This is a genomic window from Lichenihabitans psoromatis, assembly GCF_004323635.1.
GTDB classification, from domain to species: Bacteria; Pseudomonadota; Alphaproteobacteria; order Rhizobiales; family Beijerinckiaceae; genus Lichenihabitans; species Lichenihabitans psoromatis.
On record NZ_CP036515.1, the window covers coordinates 4064560 to 4082724 of the forward strand.

The 18165-nt window shown below is 62.5% G+C and carries 21 protein-coding genes; 10 read left to right on the forward strand and 11 right to left on the reverse strand.

Features of this window, described 5'->3' with window-relative positions; genetic code table 11:
- Nucleotides 1–2 precede the first annotated feature (2 nt).
- The 4 genes from EY713_RS19020 to EY713_RS19035 all read right to left on the reverse strand — a co-directional run bounded on the left by EY713_RS19020 (nt 3) and on the right by EY713_RS19035 (nt 4519).
- Complete coding sequence (locus EY713_RS19020) at nt 3–1088, reverse strand: ABC transporter permease subunit (RefSeq protein WP_131118106.1); 1086 nt, start codon at nt 1086–1088, stop codon at nt 3–5.
- A complete protein-coding gene (locus EY713_RS19025) occupies nt 1088–1954 on the reverse strand; it encodes a branched-chain amino acid ABC transporter permease (RefSeq protein WP_131118109.1) in 867 nt (288 codons plus the stop codon). Before EY713_RS19025 ends, EY713_RS19020 begins: the two co-directional genes overlap by 1 nt.
- A gap of 35 nt (nt 1955–1989) precedes the next feature.
- Complete coding sequence (locus EY713_RS19030) at nt 1990–3231, reverse strand: urea ABC transporter substrate-binding protein (RefSeq protein ID WP_131118112.1); 1242 nt, start codon at nt 3229–3231, stop codon at nt 1990–1992.
- A gap of 199 nt (nt 3232–3430) precedes the next feature.
- Complete coding sequence (locus tag EY713_RS19035; RefSeq protein ID WP_131118115.1) at nt 3431–4519, reverse strand: substrate-binding domain-containing protein; 1089 nt, start codon at nt 4517–4519, stop codon at nt 3431–3433.
- A gap of 95 nt (nt 4520–4614) precedes the next feature.
- Here EY713_RS19035 and EY713_RS19040 point away from each other — a divergent pair, with 95 nt between their 5' ends.
- On the forward strand, nt 4615–5097 hold the full coding sequence (locus tag EY713_RS19040; protein ID WP_131118118.1) for a MarR family winged helix-turn-helix transcriptional regulator: 483 nt from the start codon (nt 4615–4617) through the stop codon (nt 5095–5097).
- Nucleotides 5098–5226: 129 nt separating this feature from the next.
- Here the strand turns inward: EY713_RS19040 and EY713_RS19045 are convergent, their stop codons facing one another.
- Together EY713_RS19045 and EY713_RS19050 are read right to left on the reverse strand one after the other, a co-directional pair.
- Nucleotides 5227–5415, reverse strand: coding sequence for a hypothetical protein (locus EY713_RS19045; RefSeq protein ID WP_131118123.1), 189 nt, complete (start codon nt 5413–5415; stop codon nt 5227–5229).
- Nucleotides 5416–5476: 61 nt separating this feature from the next.
- Nucleotides 5477–5731 carry a hypothetical protein gene (locus EY713_RS19050; RefSeq protein WP_131118125.1) on the reverse strand — a complete coding sequence of 85 codons (255 nt, stop codon included), beginning with the start codon at nt 5729–5731 and terminating at the stop codon, nt 5477–5479.
- Nucleotides 5732–6212: 481 nt separating this feature from the next.
- Here EY713_RS19050 and EY713_RS19055 point away from each other — a divergent pair, with 481 nt between their 5' ends.
- The 3 genes from EY713_RS19055 to EY713_RS19060 all read left to right on the forward strand — a co-directional run bounded on the left by EY713_RS19055 (nt 6213) and on the right by EY713_RS19060 (nt 8797).
- Nucleotides 6213–7211, forward strand: a complete 999-nt coding sequence (locus EY713_RS19055; protein ID WP_131118128.1) for a GGDEF domain-containing protein — start codon at nt 6213–6215, stop codon at nt 7209–7211.
- A gap of 81 nt (nt 7212–7292) precedes the next feature.
- Nucleotides 7293–7922 carry a hypothetical protein gene (locus tag EY713_RS22880; protein ID WP_165491193.1) on the forward strand — a complete coding sequence of 210 codons (630 nt, stop codon included), beginning with the start codon at nt 7293–7295 and terminating at the stop codon, nt 7920–7922.
- 2 nt (nt 7923–7924) lie between these two features.
- Nucleotides 7925–8797, forward strand: a complete 873-nt coding sequence (locus tag EY713_RS19060) for an alpha/beta fold hydrolase (RefSeq protein WP_165491194.1) — start codon at nt 7925–7927, stop codon at nt 8795–8797.
- Nucleotides 8798–8804: 7 nt separating this feature from the next.
- Here EY713_RS19060 and EY713_RS19065 read toward each other — a convergent pair whose 3' ends face one another.
- Entirely contained in the window at nt 8805–9386 is a 582-nt protein-coding gene (locus EY713_RS19065) for a flavin reductase family protein (protein WP_131119946.1), read from the reverse strand.
- Nucleotides 9387–9469: 83 nt separating this feature from the next.
- Nucleotides 9470–10051: a nitroreductase family protein gene (locus EY713_RS19070; RefSeq protein WP_131118134.1), complete on the reverse strand. Its 582-nt coding sequence runs from the start codon at nt 10049–10051 to the stop codon at nt 9470–9472.
- Nucleotides 10052–10267: 216 nt separating this feature from the next.
- On the opposite strand from EY713_RS19070, the gene EY713_RS19075 reads away from it, so the two are divergent.
- A complete protein-coding gene (locus EY713_RS19075) occupies nt 10268–11290 on the forward strand; it encodes a hypothetical protein (RefSeq protein WP_131118137.1) in 1023 nt (340 codons plus the stop codon).
- Nucleotides 11291–11307: 17 nt separating this feature from the next.
- Nucleotides 11308–11544 carry an Lrp/AsnC ligand binding domain-containing protein gene (locus tag EY713_RS19080; RefSeq protein WP_131118140.1) on the forward strand — a complete coding sequence of 79 codons (237 nt, stop codon included), beginning with the start codon at nt 11308–11310 and terminating at the stop codon, nt 11542–11544.
- Between the two features lie 271 nt (nt 11545–11815).
- Here EY713_RS19080 and thrS read toward each other — a convergent pair whose 3' ends face one another.
- Complete coding sequence (thrS, locus tag EY713_RS19085) at nt 11816–13774, reverse strand: threonine--tRNA ligase (RefSeq protein WP_131118143.1); 1959 nt, start codon at nt 13772–13774, stop codon at nt 11816–11818.
- Between the two features lie 200 nt (nt 13775–13974).
- On the opposite strand from thrS, the gene EY713_RS19090 reads away from it, so the two are divergent.
- Nucleotides 13975–14946: a hypothetical protein gene (locus EY713_RS19090; protein ID WP_131118146.1), complete on the forward strand. Its 972-nt coding sequence runs from the start codon at nt 13975–13977 to the stop codon at nt 14944–14946.
- On the opposite strand, the gene yidD is transcribed toward EY713_RS19090, so the two are convergent.
- The gene (yidD, locus tag EY713_RS19095; RefSeq protein WP_131118149.1) at nt 14910–15263 is read right to left on the reverse strand and encodes a membrane protein insertion efficiency factor YidD; all 354 of its coding nucleotides are present in this window, start codon (nt 15261–15263) and stop codon (nt 14910–14912) included. The genes EY713_RS19090 and yidD overlap by 37 nt on opposite strands.
- The gene (locus EY713_RS19100) at nt 15260–15703 is read right to left on the reverse strand and encodes an iron-sulfur cluster assembly scaffold protein (protein ID WP_131118152.1); all 444 of its coding nucleotides are present in this window, start codon (nt 15701–15703) and stop codon (nt 15260–15262) included. The genes yidD and EY713_RS19100 overlap by 4 nt, the downstream gene beginning before the upstream one ends.
- A 178-nt stretch (nt 15704–15881) precedes the next feature.
- Between EY713_RS19100 and folE the strand changes: the two genes are divergently transcribed.
- The 3 genes from folE to EY713_RS19115 all read left to right on the forward strand — a co-directional run bounded on the left by folE (nt 15882) and on the right by EY713_RS19115 (nt 18108).
- Entirely contained in the window at nt 15882–16544 is a 663-nt protein-coding gene (gene folE / locus EY713_RS19105; protein WP_131118155.1) for a GTP cyclohydrolase I FolE, read from the forward strand.
- On the forward strand, nt 16541–16963 hold the full coding sequence (gene hisI, locus EY713_RS19110) for a phosphoribosyl-AMP cyclohydrolase (RefSeq protein ID WP_131118159.1): 423 nt from the start codon (nt 16541–16543) through the stop codon (nt 16961–16963). The genes folE and hisI overlap by 4 nt, the downstream gene beginning before the upstream one ends.
- A 104-nt stretch (nt 16964–17067) precedes the next feature.
- A complete protein-coding gene (locus EY713_RS19115; RefSeq protein ID WP_131118162.1) occupies nt 17068–18108 on the forward strand; it encodes a patatin-like phospholipase family protein in 1041 nt (346 codons plus the stop codon).
- The last annotated feature ends 57 nt before the right edge of the window (nt 18109–18165 follow it).

Here is an 18165-nt window from a genome sequence, read left to right on the forward strand (position 1 = left end):
GCTCATTCTCCCGCCCGCGCCGGCGCTCCGCCGGGCGGCTCCACCATCGGGACCGCGATCTCGTCACGCGCTGCGGCGACGACAGCGGCACGGCTCAGCTTGCGTCCCCGCCAGAGCCGAGATGTCAGTCTCTCGACGACCGGGACGACGCCGGCCGGCATCAGCAGCACGAAGACCAGCAGAATGATGCCGAGCACGAGATTGGCGTCGAGCGCCTGTTGGGTCCCGATCGCGGTGATCAGTTCCTGAATCGCGATGGCGCCGAGGACCGGCCCAATCAACGTGCCGAGGCCGCCGATCATCACCCAGATGATGATCTGCGCCGATGTGGCGAGGCCGAAGATCGTCGGGCTGATGAAGGCTCCCCATAGTGTATAGAGGCACCCTGCCAGACCCGCGATGCCACCGCCGATCACGAAGGCCAGCAGCTTATAAAGGCGCGGGTCATAACCGAGCAGCGAGGCGCGCGTCTCGTTCTCGCGGATCGCGACGACGACACGGCCAAAATGGCTCGCCAGTAAAAGTCTGAGGCCGAGGAAAATGGCGATCAGGCAGCCGCCCGTCAGATACCAATTGTCTTCCGGCGCGAACGCGTAATCGTTGAACGGCAGGGTGATGCCGGGTACCGACGGAATGCCGTTGAAGCCGCCGAGCGCCGCCGCCCCGATCCGATAGGCATCGCCTGCCGTCGAATTGAAGACGTTGAAGAGGATCAAGGTCACGGTCAGTGTGATGACGCCGATATAGACGTTGCTGATCCGGCCGTAGAACATGAAATAGCCAAGCAGCGCCGCAAACACGGTCGGCACCACAACGGCGCAGATCAGCGGCACCACGCTGTTTGGGAAATTAAAGGCCGCCACCGCATAGGCGTAGCCACCGAGCCCGAAGAACGCGGCCTGTCCGAATGACAGGATGCCGCCGAAGCCCCAGATGAAGCCGAGGCTGAGCGCCAGGACGCCCATGGCCAGGAACACCGTCCATTGCATCAGCGTGAACGTATCGACCAGTTGCGGCGCGACACCGACCAGGACAGCGGCCAGCAAGCCGAGGACAACAACCGGCATCGGGAGGGGGAAGCGCCGCATCAGAGGCTTCCCTTGAAGAAGCGGCCCGTGATGCCTTCCGGCAAGATGCGGATCAGCACCGTCGCGGCGACCAGGAGGATCACCTCACCGAAAACCGGCGTCGTGAAATACGATCCAAGCTGGTTGATAAAACCGAACAGCATGGCGGCGGACGCCGTCCCGGCCAGGATCGACGCGCCCCCGCCCACCACGGTAATGAATGCCTTGGCGATGAAGGCCGAACCCATCGTGGGCGAGACGCCTGATACGGGTGCCAGCAATCCGCCTGCAAGGCCCGTGACGGCCGCGCCGATGCCGAAAGTCAACATGTAGATGCGCGTCGGATTGACCCCGAGCGCGGAGGCCATGTTCGGGTTCTGCATGGTGGCGCGGGCGATGAGGCCGAACCGGGTGAACCGCATCACCACGACGACGGCGACCAGCAAGGCGAGCGCAACGAACGCCAGCACCAGCGTATAAAGGTCGGAGCGGTAGGCACCGACCTGGAAGCCGCCGAGCGGGGTCGGCACGCCTTTAATCGTATTGCCGAAGATGGTCGTGATCAGCCCGACGATGAAAAGGCTCAATCCCCAGGTCGCCAGCATCGTGTCGACCAATCGGCCATAGAGGAAGCGGATCAGGGTCCGCTCGATCAGCAGCCCGACGAGCCCGACGAAGATGGGCGACACGACCAGCATCGCGATCCAGACGTTGACGCCGAGGTTGGTCGACACGACCGTTGCATAAGCGCCGAGCATCAGGAACTCGCCGTGGGCGAGGTTGATGATCCGCATCATGCCGAAGATGATCGCAAGCCCCAGGCTGATCAGCACCAGGGATGCGATGCCGCTCAACACATTGAGGCCGATGATGGCCACGAGATCCATGGCGACAGCCTTTTCGATCGATCCGATGCCGACGATCAGATCTTGATGACGTATTGCTGGTTGTCGGTCGGGTTCTTGACGAGGTCGCAGACCGCAGCCGTGTCGAGCGGCTTCTGGTCGGGATAGCTCCCCGTGACCGACCATTTCTTGTCCTTAACGACCGCCAGATAGGCGCTGCGGACGGCATGGTGGGTCGGTTTGTCGATGGTGACTTGGCCGCTCGGCCCGGCGAAGCTGATGCCGGTTTCAAGCGCCTCGATCATCTTCATCCGGTCGATCGAGCCCGCCTTCTTGACGGCCTCGGCCCAGATGTGGACGCCCTCGTAAGTCGCGCAGGCGAGCTCGCTGATATACGGAATATCCTTCCCGTATTTCTCGTGCATCTTGTCCACATAGGCCTTGCTGGCCGGGGTGGTGAGTTCTTCGAAGAAGCCGTAGGCGCCCATGATGCCCTCGCTCTCCTTCGCGTCGAGGGTCGATGGCTCGTTGACGAGGCCGAAGGTGGTCGAGGCGATCGGGATCTGGCTCTTCATGCCGGCCGCAGTCCACTGACGGTAAAAAGCGGTGTGGTTGCCGCCAACCAAGGCCGACAGGATCAGGTCGGGCTTGGCCTGCTGGATCTTGCTGATCGTCGGGCCGAAATTGGTGACGTCGAGGGGGAAAAACTCAGTCGAGAGGACCGTCCCGCCATTGTCCTGGCAGTATTTGGTCATCCATTTGGCGGTGATCTGGCCGTAGTTATAATCAGCCGCGATAATGTAGGCCTTCTTGCCGCTTTTGCTCATCGCATCCGGCACGAGCTTTTGCACGGTTTGGGCCGGTGTGGTGCCGAGGCAGAACTCGTTGCGGTCGCAGACGCCACCCTCATAGAGGGTGTTGTAGAAATAAAGCACTTTGAACCGGTCGAAGATCGGACGGATTGCTTCGCGCGAGGCCGATGTGATGCCTCCGTGCACCACCGCGACCTTGTCCTTGAGGGCGAGTTGCTGGGCATATTGCGTGTACAGCTGGATGTTGGACTGGGGATCGTAGGACACGATCTTCAGCGGCCGACCGAGCAGACCGCCAGCGGCATTGAGCTCTTCGACGGCGAGTTGCACGCTGAGCACCATCGGCTGTCCGCTGGTGCCGAGCGGACCCGACTGATCATGCAGGCTGCCGACCAGAATCGGGTTCTCCGCACCGAGAGCGGTGTAGCGCAGGACGGCCGGCGAGAGGATGAGGCCGCCGGTCGCCGCCGCGGTCGAAGTCAATACTCTGCGACGTGTCCAATTCATAAGATGCAGCCTTGCAACGAAGGGAAATCACGCCTGCGGGGCGACATGACGAAGCGAAGGAGGCGAAATCCCGTCGCGCTTTATCGTCTGCAGACACCAGGACTTCACCACTCGATGCTTGAAATTTCAAGTATCAAAGATTCAACATCTTTGCGGTTGCCTTGCACAATTTCGCGGCGGGTTTGCCTCATTCTTGGGGTTATCTGCTCTGCACGACCCGAACGTCGACGCCGTCGGCGACCGCGAGATGCACCCGGCGGCTGCGCTCACGCGTCGGGTCCGAAGCGCGAGCACTGCGATGAAGCGGCGTTGCCCCGTTGACGACGGACCGCATCGCCGGTGCGGACGACGTTCCCGCGACGCCCATCAGAGCCGCGAGATAGTGCAGCCCCTCGTAGCAGGATTGCCCGATGTCGTTTTGTACCGGCGGCGACGCGCCGAAGGCTGCATGGTACCGCTCCCGAAAAGCGTCGTTTTCCGGCGAACGGAGGTGGGCGAAGTAGCAGCTTGAGAGGTGCATGTTCTCGGTATTCTCGGCCCCAATCCCGTAGAGGACGTTTTCGTCGATCGCGGTCGCGAATCGGAGCACGTCGCCAGCGAGCCCGGCTTCAGCAAAGGCTCGATTGAACCGCACGGCATCTTCGCCGATCAGCGACATCAGGACGGCATCGGGGCGATCGGCGCGGATTTGATCGAGGATCGCTTCGTAATCCTCGAGATCGAAGGGCAGCAGCGCACTCCCAACCACACGGCAACCCAGCTGGCGCAGCATCTGCCGCGCATGACGATGAACGACATGGGGCCAGATGTAATCATTCCCAATCAGCCACCACCGCTCGGCGCGACGATGGGTCGTTAGCCACTCCATACCCGGACGCAGCAACCGGTCTGGCGTTTCGCCAATCGCGAAGACGTTGCTGACGGCGTCGCCGCCCTCGTAGAGCGGCGTATAAACGTAAGGCATGTTGGGTGGAATCTGCGACGCGACGATGCCTCGGAGATCGCTGAGGTGCATCCCGACCAGTGCATCGACGGATTGGCTCACCACGATGTCGCGGAGGAGGCGTTCGACATGGCTGCGTGTTTGGCCGGCGTCGATGATGACGAGATCGACGGATTGTCCGAGCATTCCTGCGCCCGCGTTCAACTCGGCGACGGCGAGACGCGCGCTCGCCTCGCAGGACGGTCCCCAGATCCCCGCTGCGCCCTGCATCGGAATGAGCAAGCCAACTTTGATGGCAATCCCCAGCGCCAGCGACAGTCGTGAGAACGGAGCTTTGCAAGCCATATGCCGTCTGTCGCGAGGTGATCCACCTTCGCGATGGACAGCGCGGACCACCACCCTTAAAGCGATCAGAGGTGGTGCGCGAAAACAAGATCTCGATGACCGACCCCGTGACCGACCAATTCTCCTATCTCGTCGCCAAGATCGCCGCTCAGCTCGATGCGCGGGTCAAATCTGTCGTGGCCTGCGCCAATCTTTCGCCCGAGCAATGGCGCATTCTCGCGCTGCTCGATGAACGGGACGGGCGTTCGATGAGTGATCTCGCCCAGATGGCGTTTGTCGAAGCCGCGACGCTGACTAAGATGATCGACCGGTTGGTGTCCGACGCCATGGTGTATCGCGCGCCCGATACCCGCGATCGCCGTCGCGTGCTCGTTTTTCTGTCCTGCAAGGCGCTTGATCGCATCGCGGCGATCAAGCCTCAGCTGGCCGCCGAGGATGCGGCCGTCACCAAGCGGCTCGGTCCGCTGACGGTCCGCGCGCTGCAAGCGATGTCCCAACATCTCGAAGTCCTGCGCCGCGAGGCGGACCGTTTGGCACGCGAGCCTGATGAGAAGGTGCTGGCGCAAGCCTCGAAGTAGCGTCGTCGCGCGGAGCCGATTGCTCAGGCCGGCAAGCTGCTGGACGGCAGCCTATCGCGAGCCCGTGCTTGCACGGCCGTCATGGTGTTTAGGCGAAATGCCTGCGAGCCGTTGGCCCCGACGCTTGCGTCAGATCGCCGGAGGAGCGACGGGCTGGATGACGTCGCTCGCGACATTCGTGTTGGTCGACGACGTCTGCGGTTGCTCGACGGGACCGGAGAGAGCCTCCTCGGCTAGGGTGAAGACGAGCAATTCGTGCCTGATCTGCCGGGTGGACGGCAGCGGGAGGCGGCGTCCGAAACGCGTCGATTGAGCCATGGCACGAACCTGTTCTGTTGCCTTGCCGGCGCACCAATTGGCGCGCGTAGACCGTCGAAATTCAGTCTTCTTCGCCTGAATAAGGGGGGGAGGCTTCGACCAACACCGCATCAGGCTCGTTGCTGACGATGCTTAGCTTATCCTCTGGCGCAACGCGCCTGAAATTCTCGACCGCGCTCTTGATGCGATACTGGAGAAAACTGCCAACTGGTGGCAGTTGCGCCTCGATCGTGAACGGATTCAGTTTGGCGAAGAGCTGCTCGCCTTGAAAATCGAGCACGACGCTGTCTCCAACTGAATATCGATGAGTGGTCATGTCATGTCCTCCGTCACGTCGTCTCGGCTTGCGCGACCGCCATACTCGCCGCACCGATACGACTGCGGATCTCCATTACGACAATAGCGTGGGTCGCCCATCGGCTGCGGCTTCATCGCCCTGACCTCGACGACCCGCTCGTGCAGTATCGCGACCGACCGTTATCAACGGTTATACTCTGCTACACTTTATCGCAACCGCTCCTCCTTACCACGGGGCGCGCCACGGTGCACGCAAGTATTTTCCCGCCGACCGCGAGCAGCTCCCCTAAAATACTCGTGTATTACTTTTTCGTTCAGCCGCAAAAGGGCGGTACGGGAGCTAAATTTCTACCGTAAAGACATGCATTACCTCACTTGGTTTGCCGTTCCACCGCGGAACGGGATGGAACTGAATTGCGGTTTGCTCTTTTTCAAGAGGATCGATGTCATTGGGGGTGCCGGCCGGGCGCTCGCATCACTTGGCGATGGGAGCATGAGCGATGTCCGACCCTGAGGACGCAGACCTGCGGCTTGCCAGCATCAACGCTGCGATGACGGCCGCCTTCGACCATGTGACGGATGCACGCGATGCTGCTGTGATCGGCATGCTTCTCCAGAGCCTCGATGCAACGGGGATCGGCCTTTGTCTCTGCGACGAACAGGATCATATCCGCTACGCCAATACCGCGTTCCGCTCGGCTTTTCTGACAAGCCTCAGCAGGTCGCCCATCAATTTCGTCGACGCGCTGGCGGATGCGATCGAAGCGGGCGTCGGGATCAAGCTCGAATCGCAGCCTCTCGATCAATTTGTGACGCGCGTGAAAGAGCGGCGGCGAACCCACAAACAAGCACTGAGTTTCCCGGTTGACCTCGCCGATGGCAGCTGGTGGTGGGTGAACGATCATCCGCTCGAAACAGGCTGGATGCTGGTGATCGCCAGCGAGATATCCTCGATGAAGACTGAGGAGTCGCGGCTCAAATTAGCGCATGCCGATGCCGTGAAAGCGGCGCAAACAGATTTTCTGACCGGATTGCCCAATCGGAGGCAAGGCTTCGAAGCGGCAGAGGTCGCCATGGCGGTCTTTCGCGCCAATCGCCTGCCGCTCACTTTGGCTTTGTTGGACATCGATTATTTCAAGCAGATCAACGATGCTCACGGACACGAGACCGGCGACCAGGTGCTGATCCACCTCGCTAATAATCTATCGGCACGGCTCGGCCCACAGGATCAACTCAGTCGGATCGGTGGCGAGGAGTTTCTGCTTGTCATGCCGAGTACCTCACTGTCGCGAGCCGAGCTTAAAATCACCCGTCTTCTCGACGCGATCGAGCCTTTGTCGCGACGAGACGGCCAGAGCTTGACCGTGACGCTCAGTGCAGGTCTTGTCGGCCCCGATCCGGGCGAGACCTTCAAAGATGCTCTCCGACGCGCCGACAAGGCGCTTTATTCAGCCAAGGCCCAGGGCCGCAATCGGATTGAACTGAGCAGGCCAGGCTGACGGATGAAAGTCTCGGCACGATCAGAACGTGGCTGGCGATCGCTCCGGCGCATGCGCGACGAAGCGATCAGGTTTTCGGACATGACCACCGCCGAGGCCGATGCGATCATCGTGGCACGGGATATCGATCTGCACAGGGTTGCGCGGCTGCGCTCGACGTCCTTTGGACGGCCCATTCTGCTCGAGATCGACGAGGTCGAAACCGCCGATGCGGCGCTCCTACACTGGTTACCTGCTTGGCCGGATGGCATCGTTCTGCGTCGCTGCCGATCGGCGTTCGACGTTCAACATCTCAGCGCGAAGCTTGCGGTTCGGGAAGCGGACGCCGATGTGCCGCATGGCACCACCGTCGTGATCGCAATGGCGGGCAGCAGTGCCTCAAGCCTGCTTGACATCGCAAGCTTCCGCGATGCTGGGGCGCGGCTCATCGGTCTTGGCTGGGACGACTGCGATCTCGCGGCCGACCTTGGTGCCGAGCCTGCCACCTTTGCGGCCACCGATCTATGGCGGTCGGCCCGTTCAACGGTGGCGCTGGGTGCGGCAGCCGCGGGCGTGCTCGCTCTCGATACGGCTCATTCGGAAGCGGCGTGTCAGCTTGGGCCGCGTTGCGTGCAAGCCAGGGCCCTCGGCTTTGCAGCGAAGATCGCGGGGAGCGCGGGCGAGACAGCCACCATCAACGAGGCGCTGCGGCGCGGCCCTATCGGAGCGTGATCGTGCCCCCTCTCCCCGACACATTCGTCTGGATCGATCAGGCGCAACGGCTCGATCTCTCGATCGAGCGCCGAGGGCAAGGGCCAACACTGCTGATGCTGCCCGCGCTGAGTTCGATTTCGACCCTCGGCGAAATGCAACCGCTTCAGGACAGGCTCTCCGATCGATTTCAGACCGTCGCGCTCGATTGGCCCGGCTTTGGCACGCGACCGCGTCCCAAGCGGATCTGGGATCGAAAAGCGCTGCAGACCTATCTGGATGTCGTGCTCGACACGGTGGTCGAACGCCCCCTTGCGACGCTCGCGGCAGGACATGCGGCGGGCTATCTGCTCGATGCCGCTATGCGCCGGCCCGGCCTTGCAGGCCGACTGGTGCTGCTGGCCCCCACCTGGCGTGGTCCGTTGCCGACCATGATGGGTCGGCGCTCGAGGCTTGGCGAGCGGGTCGGTCGCGCCGCTGATGTCCCGCTTCTCGGGTCCCTGCTCTACCGCCTCAATCTCAATCCGCCGATGGTCCGCCTCATGGCGCGCCAGCATGTTTATACGGATCCGACTTGGCTGTCGGGCGACCGCTTGGCCGCCAAGATGCGCGTCGTCAACCAAACCGGCGCGCGTCATGCGTCCTTACGTTTTGTCGCCGGCCTCCTCGATCCTTTCGACGATCACGAGGCTTTTCTGACTGCGGCCACGCTGGTCCGTGACCCGATTCTCGTCGTTTATGGAGACCAAGCTCCGTCGAAGTCGAAAGCCGAAATGGCCGCGCTCTCTGCTCTACCGCATGTCGAGACGATCGTCCTGCGGAAAGGAAAGTTGGCGCTGCACGAGGAATGGCCCGACGAAGTCGCGGCCGCCATTCGGCCGTTTCTATCGCGATAAACTCGCCTCAGCGTACCCCGGACGTCGTGACATCGCCCCCGGCGCCGCGCGGTCGCGCGATCGAGAAAAGCGTGTCGACGACGGCATAATCGGCATAGCCGCACCGCGCGATAGGCTGCATGGCCGCTGTATCGATGCGTCCATCATTGATATACGCGTCGTCGATATGCACACCGACCACTTGGCCGAGAACAAGAAAATTGTTGATCTGCTGGCCCTCGACGTCGTTCAGCGTGACGATCTCGATCAGGCGGCATTCAAGCGCGCACGGACTTTCGGCCACGCGGGGCGCTTTCACGATCGTCGAGGGGGCGGGAGTCAGCCCTGCATGGGCGAATTCACTCGTGCCGCGCGGGAGCGGCGCCGACGAGGCGTTCATGGCATCGCGCAGCGCGTAGGTCGGCATATTCCAGACGAACTCTCGCGTTTCCTCAATGAAGGCGACGCTGTCTTTTCGCCCCTCGCTCGAGAAGGCGATGATACAGACGGGTGTCGACGCGATCGCATTGAAAAACGAGTAGGGCGCGAGGTTGAACGCTCCATCGTGATTGATCGAGCTGATCCAGCCGATCGGACGCGGCACGATCATGGCCTTGAACGGATCATGCGGGAGGATGCTCGTGTCGCGTGCCTCGGGCCGGTAGAACAACGGCTTGATCCTTCAGGTTGCGCTTAGAAACGGGTGACGATGTCCGCCAGCACGGGACGGATGCGATCGTCCAACACGGCTGTCGGATGTCCGATGTGAATGAATCCGGCCACGTTCTCCGTGTCGGCCAAGCCCAACGCGGCTTTGGCGCGCGTATCGTAGGCGTACCATTCGGTGAGCCAGGACGTGCCGAACCCCATCGCATTGGCCGCCACCGTCAGGTTCATGGCGACCGCGCCGGCCGACAGAATCTGCTCCCATTCGGGAATTTTGACATGCGGTGCAGCGCGCGAGACGATCGCGACCACGACCGGCGCATGCATGAGGCGCGCCCGTTCGAGGTCAAGGCGCTTGGCCGGCGTGTCGGGATTATCGTCCAGCACGATCTTGGCGAGTAGATCGCCTGCACGGGCACGCCCCTCGCCCTCGAAGACGATGAAGCGCCAAGGCGCGAGCTTGCCATGATCGGGAACACGGGCCGCGATGGTCAACAGCGCGTCGAGTTGCTCGGACGTCGGACCCGGAGCCGTCATCGATTGCGGCGGCACGGATCTGCGATGCTGCAACAGGGCGATAGTCTGATTTGCGCTTGTCTGATCGGTCATGCGGAAACTCGAAGCACAATCGGCATCGAACGACAAGCTGTGCAAGCCGTCACCGTCGCGGCACTTGGGCTGACCAACCTTGTGCCGAAGGGGCCGTTTAGGTCACAAGCTGACACGCGAGTCATCAATCGGTCCGATTTGGTCCACATGGCTCGGTATGGCAGCGCAAGAGATGCGACCTCGAGACCAAGAGCGATGGACAGAGCGGATGATCGCGTGACGACGGCCAATCGAGGATTGTTGTGCTCGCTTCTCGTCGGGATCCTGGTCGGTGGTACGCCATTTTCCGCTTTGGCGCAGACCCAAGCCGACTTGCCGAGGCTCGCGACGCCGCAGGCGCCGCCAGCGACGCCACAAGTCCGACCCTCGGAATCAATCGCTGCGGCTTCGGCGCATGATGCAGCGCCTGCTGCTCCGACAAGCGAGCAGCCGGAGTCTGGCAAATCGCTGCTTCATGTCTCGGCGGGATTGACGGTCGACTCAACCTATCTGAAAGCCGGTCTGATGTGGCGTGTCTTCGACGCGACACCAACGGCTGCGGGAACCTACACACTCGTGGCGCAATCGACCGACGCACAGGCCACGTTCAAGCTGGTTGACGGGTCCTACATGGTGCATGTCGCCTATGGTTTCGCGAGTGCGATGAAGCAGGTGCAGATCACCGGCCGCGCCGTGACCGAGCGCCTCAACCTCAATGCCGGCGGCATCGAGGTCAAGGGTTTGAACGGCGATGATCCCATCACGCCGGATCGGTTATCGCTGTCGATCTTCGTGCCGGAACGGAATAATTCAGAAGCCAAGCTTGTGGTTTCCGGCGCCAAACCAGGGCAGATCATTCGCTTGCCGGAAGGCCCCTACCACGTTGTCTCGACCTATCTCGACACCGTCGGGGTTGGCTCTCTCACGCCGGTGACCGACACGAATTCGACCGTGAGCGCAGATCTTCGGGTGCAAGCCGGCAAGCTGATCGAGGCCACTGTGCGGCACAGGACAGCCGTCTTAACGCTCAAACTCGTGAATGCCGCGGGAGGCGAAGCCTTGGCCAATACGAGTTTCACGATTCTGACACCGGGCGGCGACATCATTCGCGAGTTGATCGGGGCATTTCCCTCGCTTGTCCTGGCCGAAGGCGACTATCTCGTGATCGCACGTCATAATGGGCGCACGTTCCAGAGCGAGTTCAAGGTGCAGTCCAACCTCGATCGCGACGTGGAAGTCATCGCCCAGTCGCAACCCTGAACGCCGAGTCGAACGCCATGCAGACCTTCTTCGTCGAGATCAAATGCGCCCTCGGCCGGACTTACGCGGTCGCGAATGCCCTCGCCGAGGCGGAGATCGCGTCTGAAATCTATTCGATTGCCGGCAATTACGACATTTTCGCCAAATTTTACGTGTCGAAGGACACCGACATCGGCCATTTTGTCGGCCAAAACGTGCAGTTGATCGATGGGATCGTCGACACCCGCACCATCATCACGTTCAAAGCTTTCTAAGTCCGATCACGCCGACCCCGACGCTCGGGAAGACCGTCGAGGGAAGCCGCAAGGGCGGCGCGACTGATGCGGCGACGGCCGGAGCGTTGCGCCCGGACACCCGTCGATCTGCCATACGAGGTCAGCGAGCCCATCATGGCATTCCAGCAGAGAACCGATCGCGAATCGTTGCTCCGCACTCAGTCGCTGCTCGGACCGAGCCGGCTTTGCCCCCCGCGAGCACCGTAGCGCCCGGCGTGGAACTCGTCGAGACGTTGCGGAGAGCCGCCTGTTAAGCGGGCTTCCGCAAATCGGGAGGCGTGGCCTCGGCAGCGAGCAGATCGAGCGCCTCGTCGAGGCCCATCACCGATTGATCGGGCGAGCCGAGGCGACGCACCGAGACGGTCCGCTCAGCCGCTTCCTTGCGCCCGATGACGAGAAGCACAGGCACCTTGGCGAGCGAGTGTTCGCGCACCTTGTAGGTGATCTTCTCGTTACGGAGGTCGCCCTCGAACCGCAGGCCACGCTTGCGCGCTTCCGCCAGCACCTCGAACGCGAAATCGTCCGCGTCCTGGGTGATCGTCGCGACCACGCCCTGAACCGGCGACAGCCACAGCGGCAGATGACCGGCGTAATGCTCGATCAAAATGCCGATGAACCGCTCCAGCGAGCCGCAGATCGCCCGATGCACCATGACCGGCGGGGTCTTGTCGCTGTTCTTGTCGACATAAAAGGCACCGAACCGCTCCGGCAGGTTGAAGTCGACTTGCGTCGTCCCGCATTGCCAGTCGCGCCCGATCGCGTCGCGCAACACATATTCGAACTTCGGGCCGTAGAATGCGCCCTCGCCCGGATTGACGCCCGTCGTCACGACGTCGCCATGTTCGGTTTCGATCCGCGACATCACGTCGGACATGACGGCTTCGGCGTGGTCCCACATCGCATCGCTACCGACGCGCTGTTCCGGTCGGGTCGACAGCTTCAGCATGATCTTCTCAAAGCCGAAGTCGCCGTAGACCGAGAGAATAAGATCGTTGATCTTGATACATTCGGCGGCGAGCTGCTCCTCGGTGCAGAACACATGCGCGTCATCCTGCGTAAAGGCCCGCACACGCATCACGCCATGCAGCGCGCCCGATGGTTCATAGCGATGCACGATCCCGAATTCTGCAAAGCGCAGAGGAAGTTCGCGGTAGGAGCGAAGGCCATGCTTGAAGATCTGAACGTGGCCCGGGCAATTCATCGGCTTCAAAGCGAAGACCCGTTCGTCCTTGGTCTCATCACCGGCCGACTGCACCTTGAACATGTTTTCGCGAAACCAGCCCCAGTGGCCGGAGGTCTCCCACATCGCCTTGTCCATCACCTGCGGAGCGTTCACCTCCTGGTAATCACCTGCGAGGCGGCGGCGCATATAGGCGACGAGCGTCTGGAACAGCGTCCAGCCCTTCGGATGCCAGAAGATGGCGCCGGGGGACTCCTCTTGGAAATGAAACAGGTCCATCTCGCGACCGAGACGCCGATGATCGCGTTTGGCGGCCTCTTCAAGCTGCTTCAAATAGGCGTCGAGCTCATCCTGCTTGGCGAAGGCCGTGCCATAGATGCGCGACAGCATCGGCTTGGTCGAGTCGCCCCGCCAATAGGCGCCAGCCACCTTCATCAGCTTGAACGCCGAGCCGATCTTGCCGGTCGAGGTCATATGCGGACCGCGGCAGAGGTCGAGCCATTCGCCTTGATTATAGAATTTCAGATCCTGCCCGGCCGGAATGGCATCAACGAGCTCGACCTTGAAAGCCTCGCCCCGCTTTTCGAAAAAGGCGCGCGCCTCGTCGCGGCTCTTCACGGTCTTGGTGAAGGGTGCATCGCGCGCGATGATCTCTCGCATCTTGGCTTCGATGGCCGGAAAATCCTCCGGCGTGAACGGCTCGGCCTTGAAGAAATCGTAGTAGAATCCGTCGTCGATCACGGGGCCGATCGTAACCTGCGTGCCAGGAAACAAAGCCTGCACGGCCTCGGCCAGGACATGGGCGGTATCGTGCCGGATCAGTTCGAGCGCACGCGGGTCATCGCGTGTCAGAAACTCGATGCGAGCATCCTGCTCGATCGGATCGGCAAGATCGACGACGGCGCCGTCGAGCGCCATGGCGGCGGTGCGTTTGGCGAGGGAGGGCGAGATGCCTTTGGCGATCTCGACACCTGTGGTTCCGGCCGGAAACGAGCGTTGCGCCCCGTCGGGGAAAGTCACGGCAATCATAGTGTCTCCTTGTGCTCACTCGCCGATACAGGTCGGCGTAAGCGGATCGTTCGGCCACCCTTCATGGAGGGCCGGGAGCGCCCTATAGCAGGTTGCCGAAGGCTGACAAAGCGCTCGTCCACCGCGCTGATCTCTTGAAGCCTTGCCGTCGCGCCGGGTGGCATTAGGATGCCGGCCGGTTTGGTGTGGATCGGATCTCGATGAATTTCTTGCGGATCGTGCTGGTCGTCCTTGCGACATTCATCCTCGCGGCGATCGGATGGCGCTTGGCCCATGTCCCGCGACCGACGTCACCGGAGGTGGCATCGATGCCGGCAACGTCACTGGAGTCCACGGTCGCGCCGACACCGCCCGCTCCCATCCCGCCCGTGCCGGCTCAGCCGGCACCAACCCAGCAATCGGCTGCGACGCCCGACGTTTCACCGCCAACATCCTCGCCTGCCCAATCCGCCGAAACCACGGCGGCACCGGCCACGGCACCAGAACCCGCGATAGCTGCCGTATCCGACGCGCAGCGTGCGCGAGTCGAAAAAGCCATGCAGGATGCGGCTGATCTCGCGCCGACCTTCGATCGTATCAAGAATGCGTTCCCGGCCGTCGCGCAACGCGCGGTCGATGGCGCAGCCGCGAAGCTGAAAGCCGACACCGACAGGCCATCGCCGGACGACGTCTTTGCCAATGCGGTTCGCGATCTTCGGCAGTCGTCCGGCGTTCTCGCCGCGAAGGCCGGGCCGGACGCCCTCGGCGCGATTTTCGACAAGCAATCGGCGACGTTGGCCGAATTGTCCCAAACCGATCCGCATCTCTGTGCCGATTATCTCTATGGCGGAACCAGCCCTGCCTATGCTGATTTTGCGTCCGGTCATCGTGCCTTGGTGGCCCAGGCGGCGGAGGCGACGCTCGGCGCGATCCTCGACGGCCGCAAGCAGCAGATCGACCACGGGACGCCCTCGCCGGACGACTTCAAACTGGTTGAGGATGGCTTGACCGCGAAGGGTCTTTCGGCGGACGAGATTTCAGCGCTGCTCGATGGGAAAAGCCTGGACCCGCCCCTTCCCGACGATCGCCTTTGTTGGAATGCCAGAACCTATCTGTCGGTCCTGCATGATCTACCGCTCGATCCGCGTCTGCGGGTTTATGGTTTGGCGGCGGAGCTTTTGGCCCGATCCTGATCGACGCTGTGTGGTCTCTCGCGGCCGGGGCTCTTGCGCCATGCGCCAAAGCGCCATGGTGTGAACCACGCTGCCGTGGGGAGTGTGGCCGGCACGGGGTCGAAACCCGCGTCGCCCCACGGATGGCAACGGCAGATGCGCGAAAGGCCCATCCACCCACCGGCCCAGAGGCCATGGCGCTGGATCGCCTCATCGGTAAAATCCGAGCAGGTGGGGAGATATCGGCATTGCCGCCCGGATAGGCCCGACAGGGTCAGTTGATAAGCGCGGATCGCGCCATGCGCCGTGCCGCGCAACAGGCGGCTCGCGGCGTTCATGCCGAGACGACGACCCCGGCTTCGATCTTTTCGACCGCCTGAACGACAGCCTCAAAGGTCAGCAGGGTCGAGGCATGCCGCGCTTTATAGTCGCGCACGGGTTCGAGCACGGCGATATCGGCCCACGCGCCCGATGGCGGGGCGCCATTCTCCTTCAGCATGCGGCGAACCGCGTCCCGCAAGCTACGGAGATCGTCACCCGTGGACCCGATGACATGGCGCGCCATTATCGACGACGAGGCTTGGCCAAGCGCGCAGGCTTTGACGTCGTGAGCGAAGTCGGACACCACCCCATCGTGCATGGCGACATCGACCGTCACGGTGGAGCCGCAGAGCTTGGAATGGACGGTTGCGGAGGCATCCGGCGACGGCAGACGGCCCAACCGGGGGATGTCGGCCGCGAGTTCCAGGATGCGGCGGTTGTAGATCTCGTTCAGCATGCCTATTCCCATACCGTTGCGGGCCTGTTTCGCGCGCCCGCTCGCTTATATAAGGCAGTGCCCTGCCCGCTCCCAAGGGTCGAGCGCGACGAAACGACTGAACCGCTCGGGCCGGGTCACCGGACTGATGAAATCCGAGCGGATATGACCCGGGATCGACCGGGCAAAAGGGCTGTTCATGAGTTCCGTTACGACGATCAGGTCCGACATTCCGGAGATCAAGCGAGCCGAGGCGACAAGCCTGGCCCATGGTGTGGCTCGCCCCACGCGCGCCGAAGCCGAAGCGGCGGTCGAGACCTTGCTGCGCTGGTCTGGCGACGACCCGACGCGCGAGGGTCTGGTCGATACGCCGCGCCGTGTGGTCCGCGCCTATGAGGAATTGTTCAGCGGCTATCGCGACAATCCCGCCGACGAACTCGCGCGCGTGTTCGAAGAGATCGCGGGTTATGACGATCTCGTTCTGATGCGCGACATTTCGTTCGCGTCACACTGCGAGCACCACATCATCCCGTTTCTCGGCAAGGCGCATATCGCTTATTACCCGAACAAGGGCGCAGTCGGCCTGTCGAAGCTCGCCCGCGTGGTCGAGATTTTCGCGCGGCGCCTGCAAACCCAGGAGGCCCTCACGGCCCAGATCGCGGACGCGATCGAGGCGGCGCTGAAGCCGCGCGGCCTCGCCATCATGATCGAGGCACAACATCTTTGCATGTCGATGCGCGGCATTAACCTGCACGGCAGCACCACGCTGACCAGCAAATTCACCGGCGTGTTCGCGACCGATCCCACCGAGCAGATCCGTTTTATGACGATGCTCCGCAGCGAGCACCGGGACCTGCGATGACCGTGATGTTCGATGCTCCGGGCGATAAGGCATCGCTCGAAGAAGGTACCGGCTTCACGCCTCGTTTTGATGCTGCTGGGCTGATCACTTGCGTCACGACCGAACACGGCACCGGAACCGTCCTAATGGTCGCACATATGAACGCTGAAGCGCTGAGCAGAACCCTGGAGACCGGGATTGTTCATTACTGGTCGCGCTCGCGGAACGAACTCTGGCGCAAGGGTGACACCTCTGGCCAGACCCAGACGCTGGTGACGATGCGGACCGATTGCGATCAGGACGCCTTACTCCTGATCGTCGAGGTCGGCGGCGACGGGCATTGCTGCCATACAGGACGGCATTCCTGCTTCTATCGCGACGTATCCTTCGGCCCATCGGCGGCTGACGTGCGTCTGGCGCCGGTCGATCGCGAGGCTTGAAGCCCTGCCGTTGCGCCGTTAACCCTCTTTCAGGATCGTGGTCTCGGAAACGAAATCGGCACCGATCTGATGCAGACTAGTCTGAGGCAACGGGATCGAGGACGATGGTGTTTCCCTTCGGCTGGAGCGTGACCGTCCGGGCGCAGGAGGATCAGGCGTCCGGCACAGAAGCGGCCCGACCCAAGGTCGGATTGGCGCTCGGCGCCGGAGCGGCACGCGGATGGTCGCAGCTCGGCATTCTGCGCGAATTGCTCGCGAACGGCTTTGCGCCCGATATCGTGGCCGGCACCTCGGTGGGGGCGGTCGTCGGAGGATGCTATTGCGCGGGGCATCTGGATGAACTCGAGAGCTTCGCGTTGTCGCTCAACAAGCGCCGCGTCTTCGGGCTGATGGATTTCACGCTTTCGGGCATGGGGCTGCTCGGCGGCGCACGACTTCGGGCCAAGCTCGAGCGCGACCTTGGTGACGTGCAGGTTAAGGATCTGCCGATCCATTTTGCCTCTGTCGCAACCGAGGTTCATACCGGGCATGAGATCTGGCTGACCCAAGGCCGTCTCGTCGATGCGATCTGCGCGTCCTACGCCCTGCCCGGCTTGTTCGAGCCCGTTCATCTCGATGGCCGCTGGCTCATCGACGGCGCGCTCGTGAATCCGATTCCGGTCAGTGTCTGCCGCGCACTCGGAGCCGATATTGTGATCGCCGTGAACCTCGTGGCCGAAACGTTGGTGCGCCGCCCCGCCCTGCAGGCGCCCGCACCGACGGCTCTCGCACCGAGCCCGGATACTCCGGCCCTCGCGTCCGACGTCCCGTCCGGCACCAGTTGGAGACACGGCTGGTGGAGCACAGCAGGCGCGACCGGGACAAACAGGCCGCGCGCCACGGTGGGACCCTCTGCACCTGGGATGGCCAGCGTTCTCGTCGACGCCTTCAACATCACGCAGGACCGGATCGCGCGATCCCGCCTTGCCGGAGACCCGCCGGACGTCATCATCAACGTCAAGGTCGGTAAGATCGGGCTGTTCGATTTTCATCGCGCCCGCGAGTTGATCGACATCGGCCGCGATGCCACGCAGCGCGCCATGCCGGACCTTCGCGACTATGTCGACCTCTATCCGGTTGCGGTGGCAACGCCGCCCGAGCCCTGAGGCCACGAGCGCTGCCCAGTCTGTGGCGCCAAGGCCACGCCCCCTCAGCAAACAGGG

Bases quoted from the DNA above. Each gene is read 5' to 3' on its own strand.
- EY713_RS19020 (WP_131118106.1), bottom strand. From the start codon at position 1,088: ATGCGGCGCTTCCCCCTCCCGATGCCGGTTGTTGTCCTCGGCTTGCTG.
- EY713_RS19025 (WP_131118109.1), bottom strand. From the start codon at position 1,954: ATGGATCTCGTGGCCATCATCGGCCTCAATGTGTTGAGCGGCATCGCA.
- EY713_RS19030 (WP_131118112.1), bottom strand. From the start codon at position 3,231: ATGAATTGGACACGTCGCAGAGTATTGACTTCGACCGCGGCGGCGACC.
- EY713_RS19035 (WP_131118115.1), bottom strand. From the start codon at position 4,519: ATGGCTTGCAAAGCTCCGTTCTCACGACTGTCGCTGGCGCTGGGGATT.
- EY713_RS19040 (WP_131118118.1), top strand. From the start codon at position 4,615: ATGACCGACCCCGTGACCGACCAATTCTCCTATCTCGTCGCCAAGATC.
- EY713_RS19045 (WP_131118123.1), bottom strand. From the start codon at position 5,415: ATGGCTCAATCGACGCGTTTCGGACGCCGCCTCCCGCTGCCGTCCACC.
- EY713_RS19050 (WP_131118125.1), bottom strand. From the start codon at position 5,731: ATGACCACTCATCGATATTCAGTTGGAGACAGCGTCGTGCTCGATTTT.
- EY713_RS19055 (WP_131118128.1), top strand. From the start codon at position 6,213: ATGTCCGACCCTGAGGACGCAGACCTGCGGCTTGCCAGCATCAACGCT.
- EY713_RS22880 (WP_165491193.1), top strand. From the start codon at position 7,293: ATGACCACCGCCGAGGCCGATGCGATCATCGTGGCACGGGATATCGAT.
- EY713_RS19065 (WP_131119946.1), bottom strand. From the start codon at position 9,386: ATGATCGTGCCGCGTCCGATCGGCTGGATCAGCTCGATCAATCACGAT.
- EY713_RS19070 (WP_131118134.1), bottom strand. From the start codon at position 10,051: ATGACCGATCAGACAAGCGCAAATCAGACTATCGCCCTGTTGCAGCAT.
- EY713_RS19080 (WP_131118140.1), top strand. From the start codon at position 11,308: ATGCAGACCTTCTTCGTCGAGATCAAATGCGCCCTCGGCCGGACTTAC.
- thrS (WP_131118143.1), bottom strand. From the start codon at position 13,774: ATGATTGCCGTGACTTTCCCCGACGGGGCGCAACGCTCGTTTCCGGCC.
- EY713_RS19090 (WP_131118146.1), top strand. From the start codon at position 13,975: ATGAATTTCTTGCGGATCGTGCTGGTCGTCCTTGCGACATTCATCCTC.
- yidD (WP_131118149.1), bottom strand. From the start codon at position 15,263: ATGAACGCCGCGAGCCGCCTGTTGCGCGGCACGGCGCATGGCGCGATC.
- EY713_RS19100 (WP_131118152.1), bottom strand. From the start codon at position 15,703: ATGCTGAACGAGATCTACAACCGCCGCATCCTGGAACTCGCGGCCGAC.
- folE (WP_131118155.1), top strand. From the start codon at position 15,882: ATGAGTTCCGTTACGACGATCAGGTCCGACATTCCGGAGATCAAGCGA.
- hisI (WP_131118159.1), top strand. From the start codon at position 16,541: ATGACCGTGATGTTCGATGCTCCGGGCGATAAGGCATCGCTCGAAGAA.
- EY713_RS19115 (WP_131118162.1), top strand. From the start codon at position 17,068: ATGGTGTTTCCCTTCGGCTGGAGCGTGACCGTCCGGGCGCAGGAGGAT.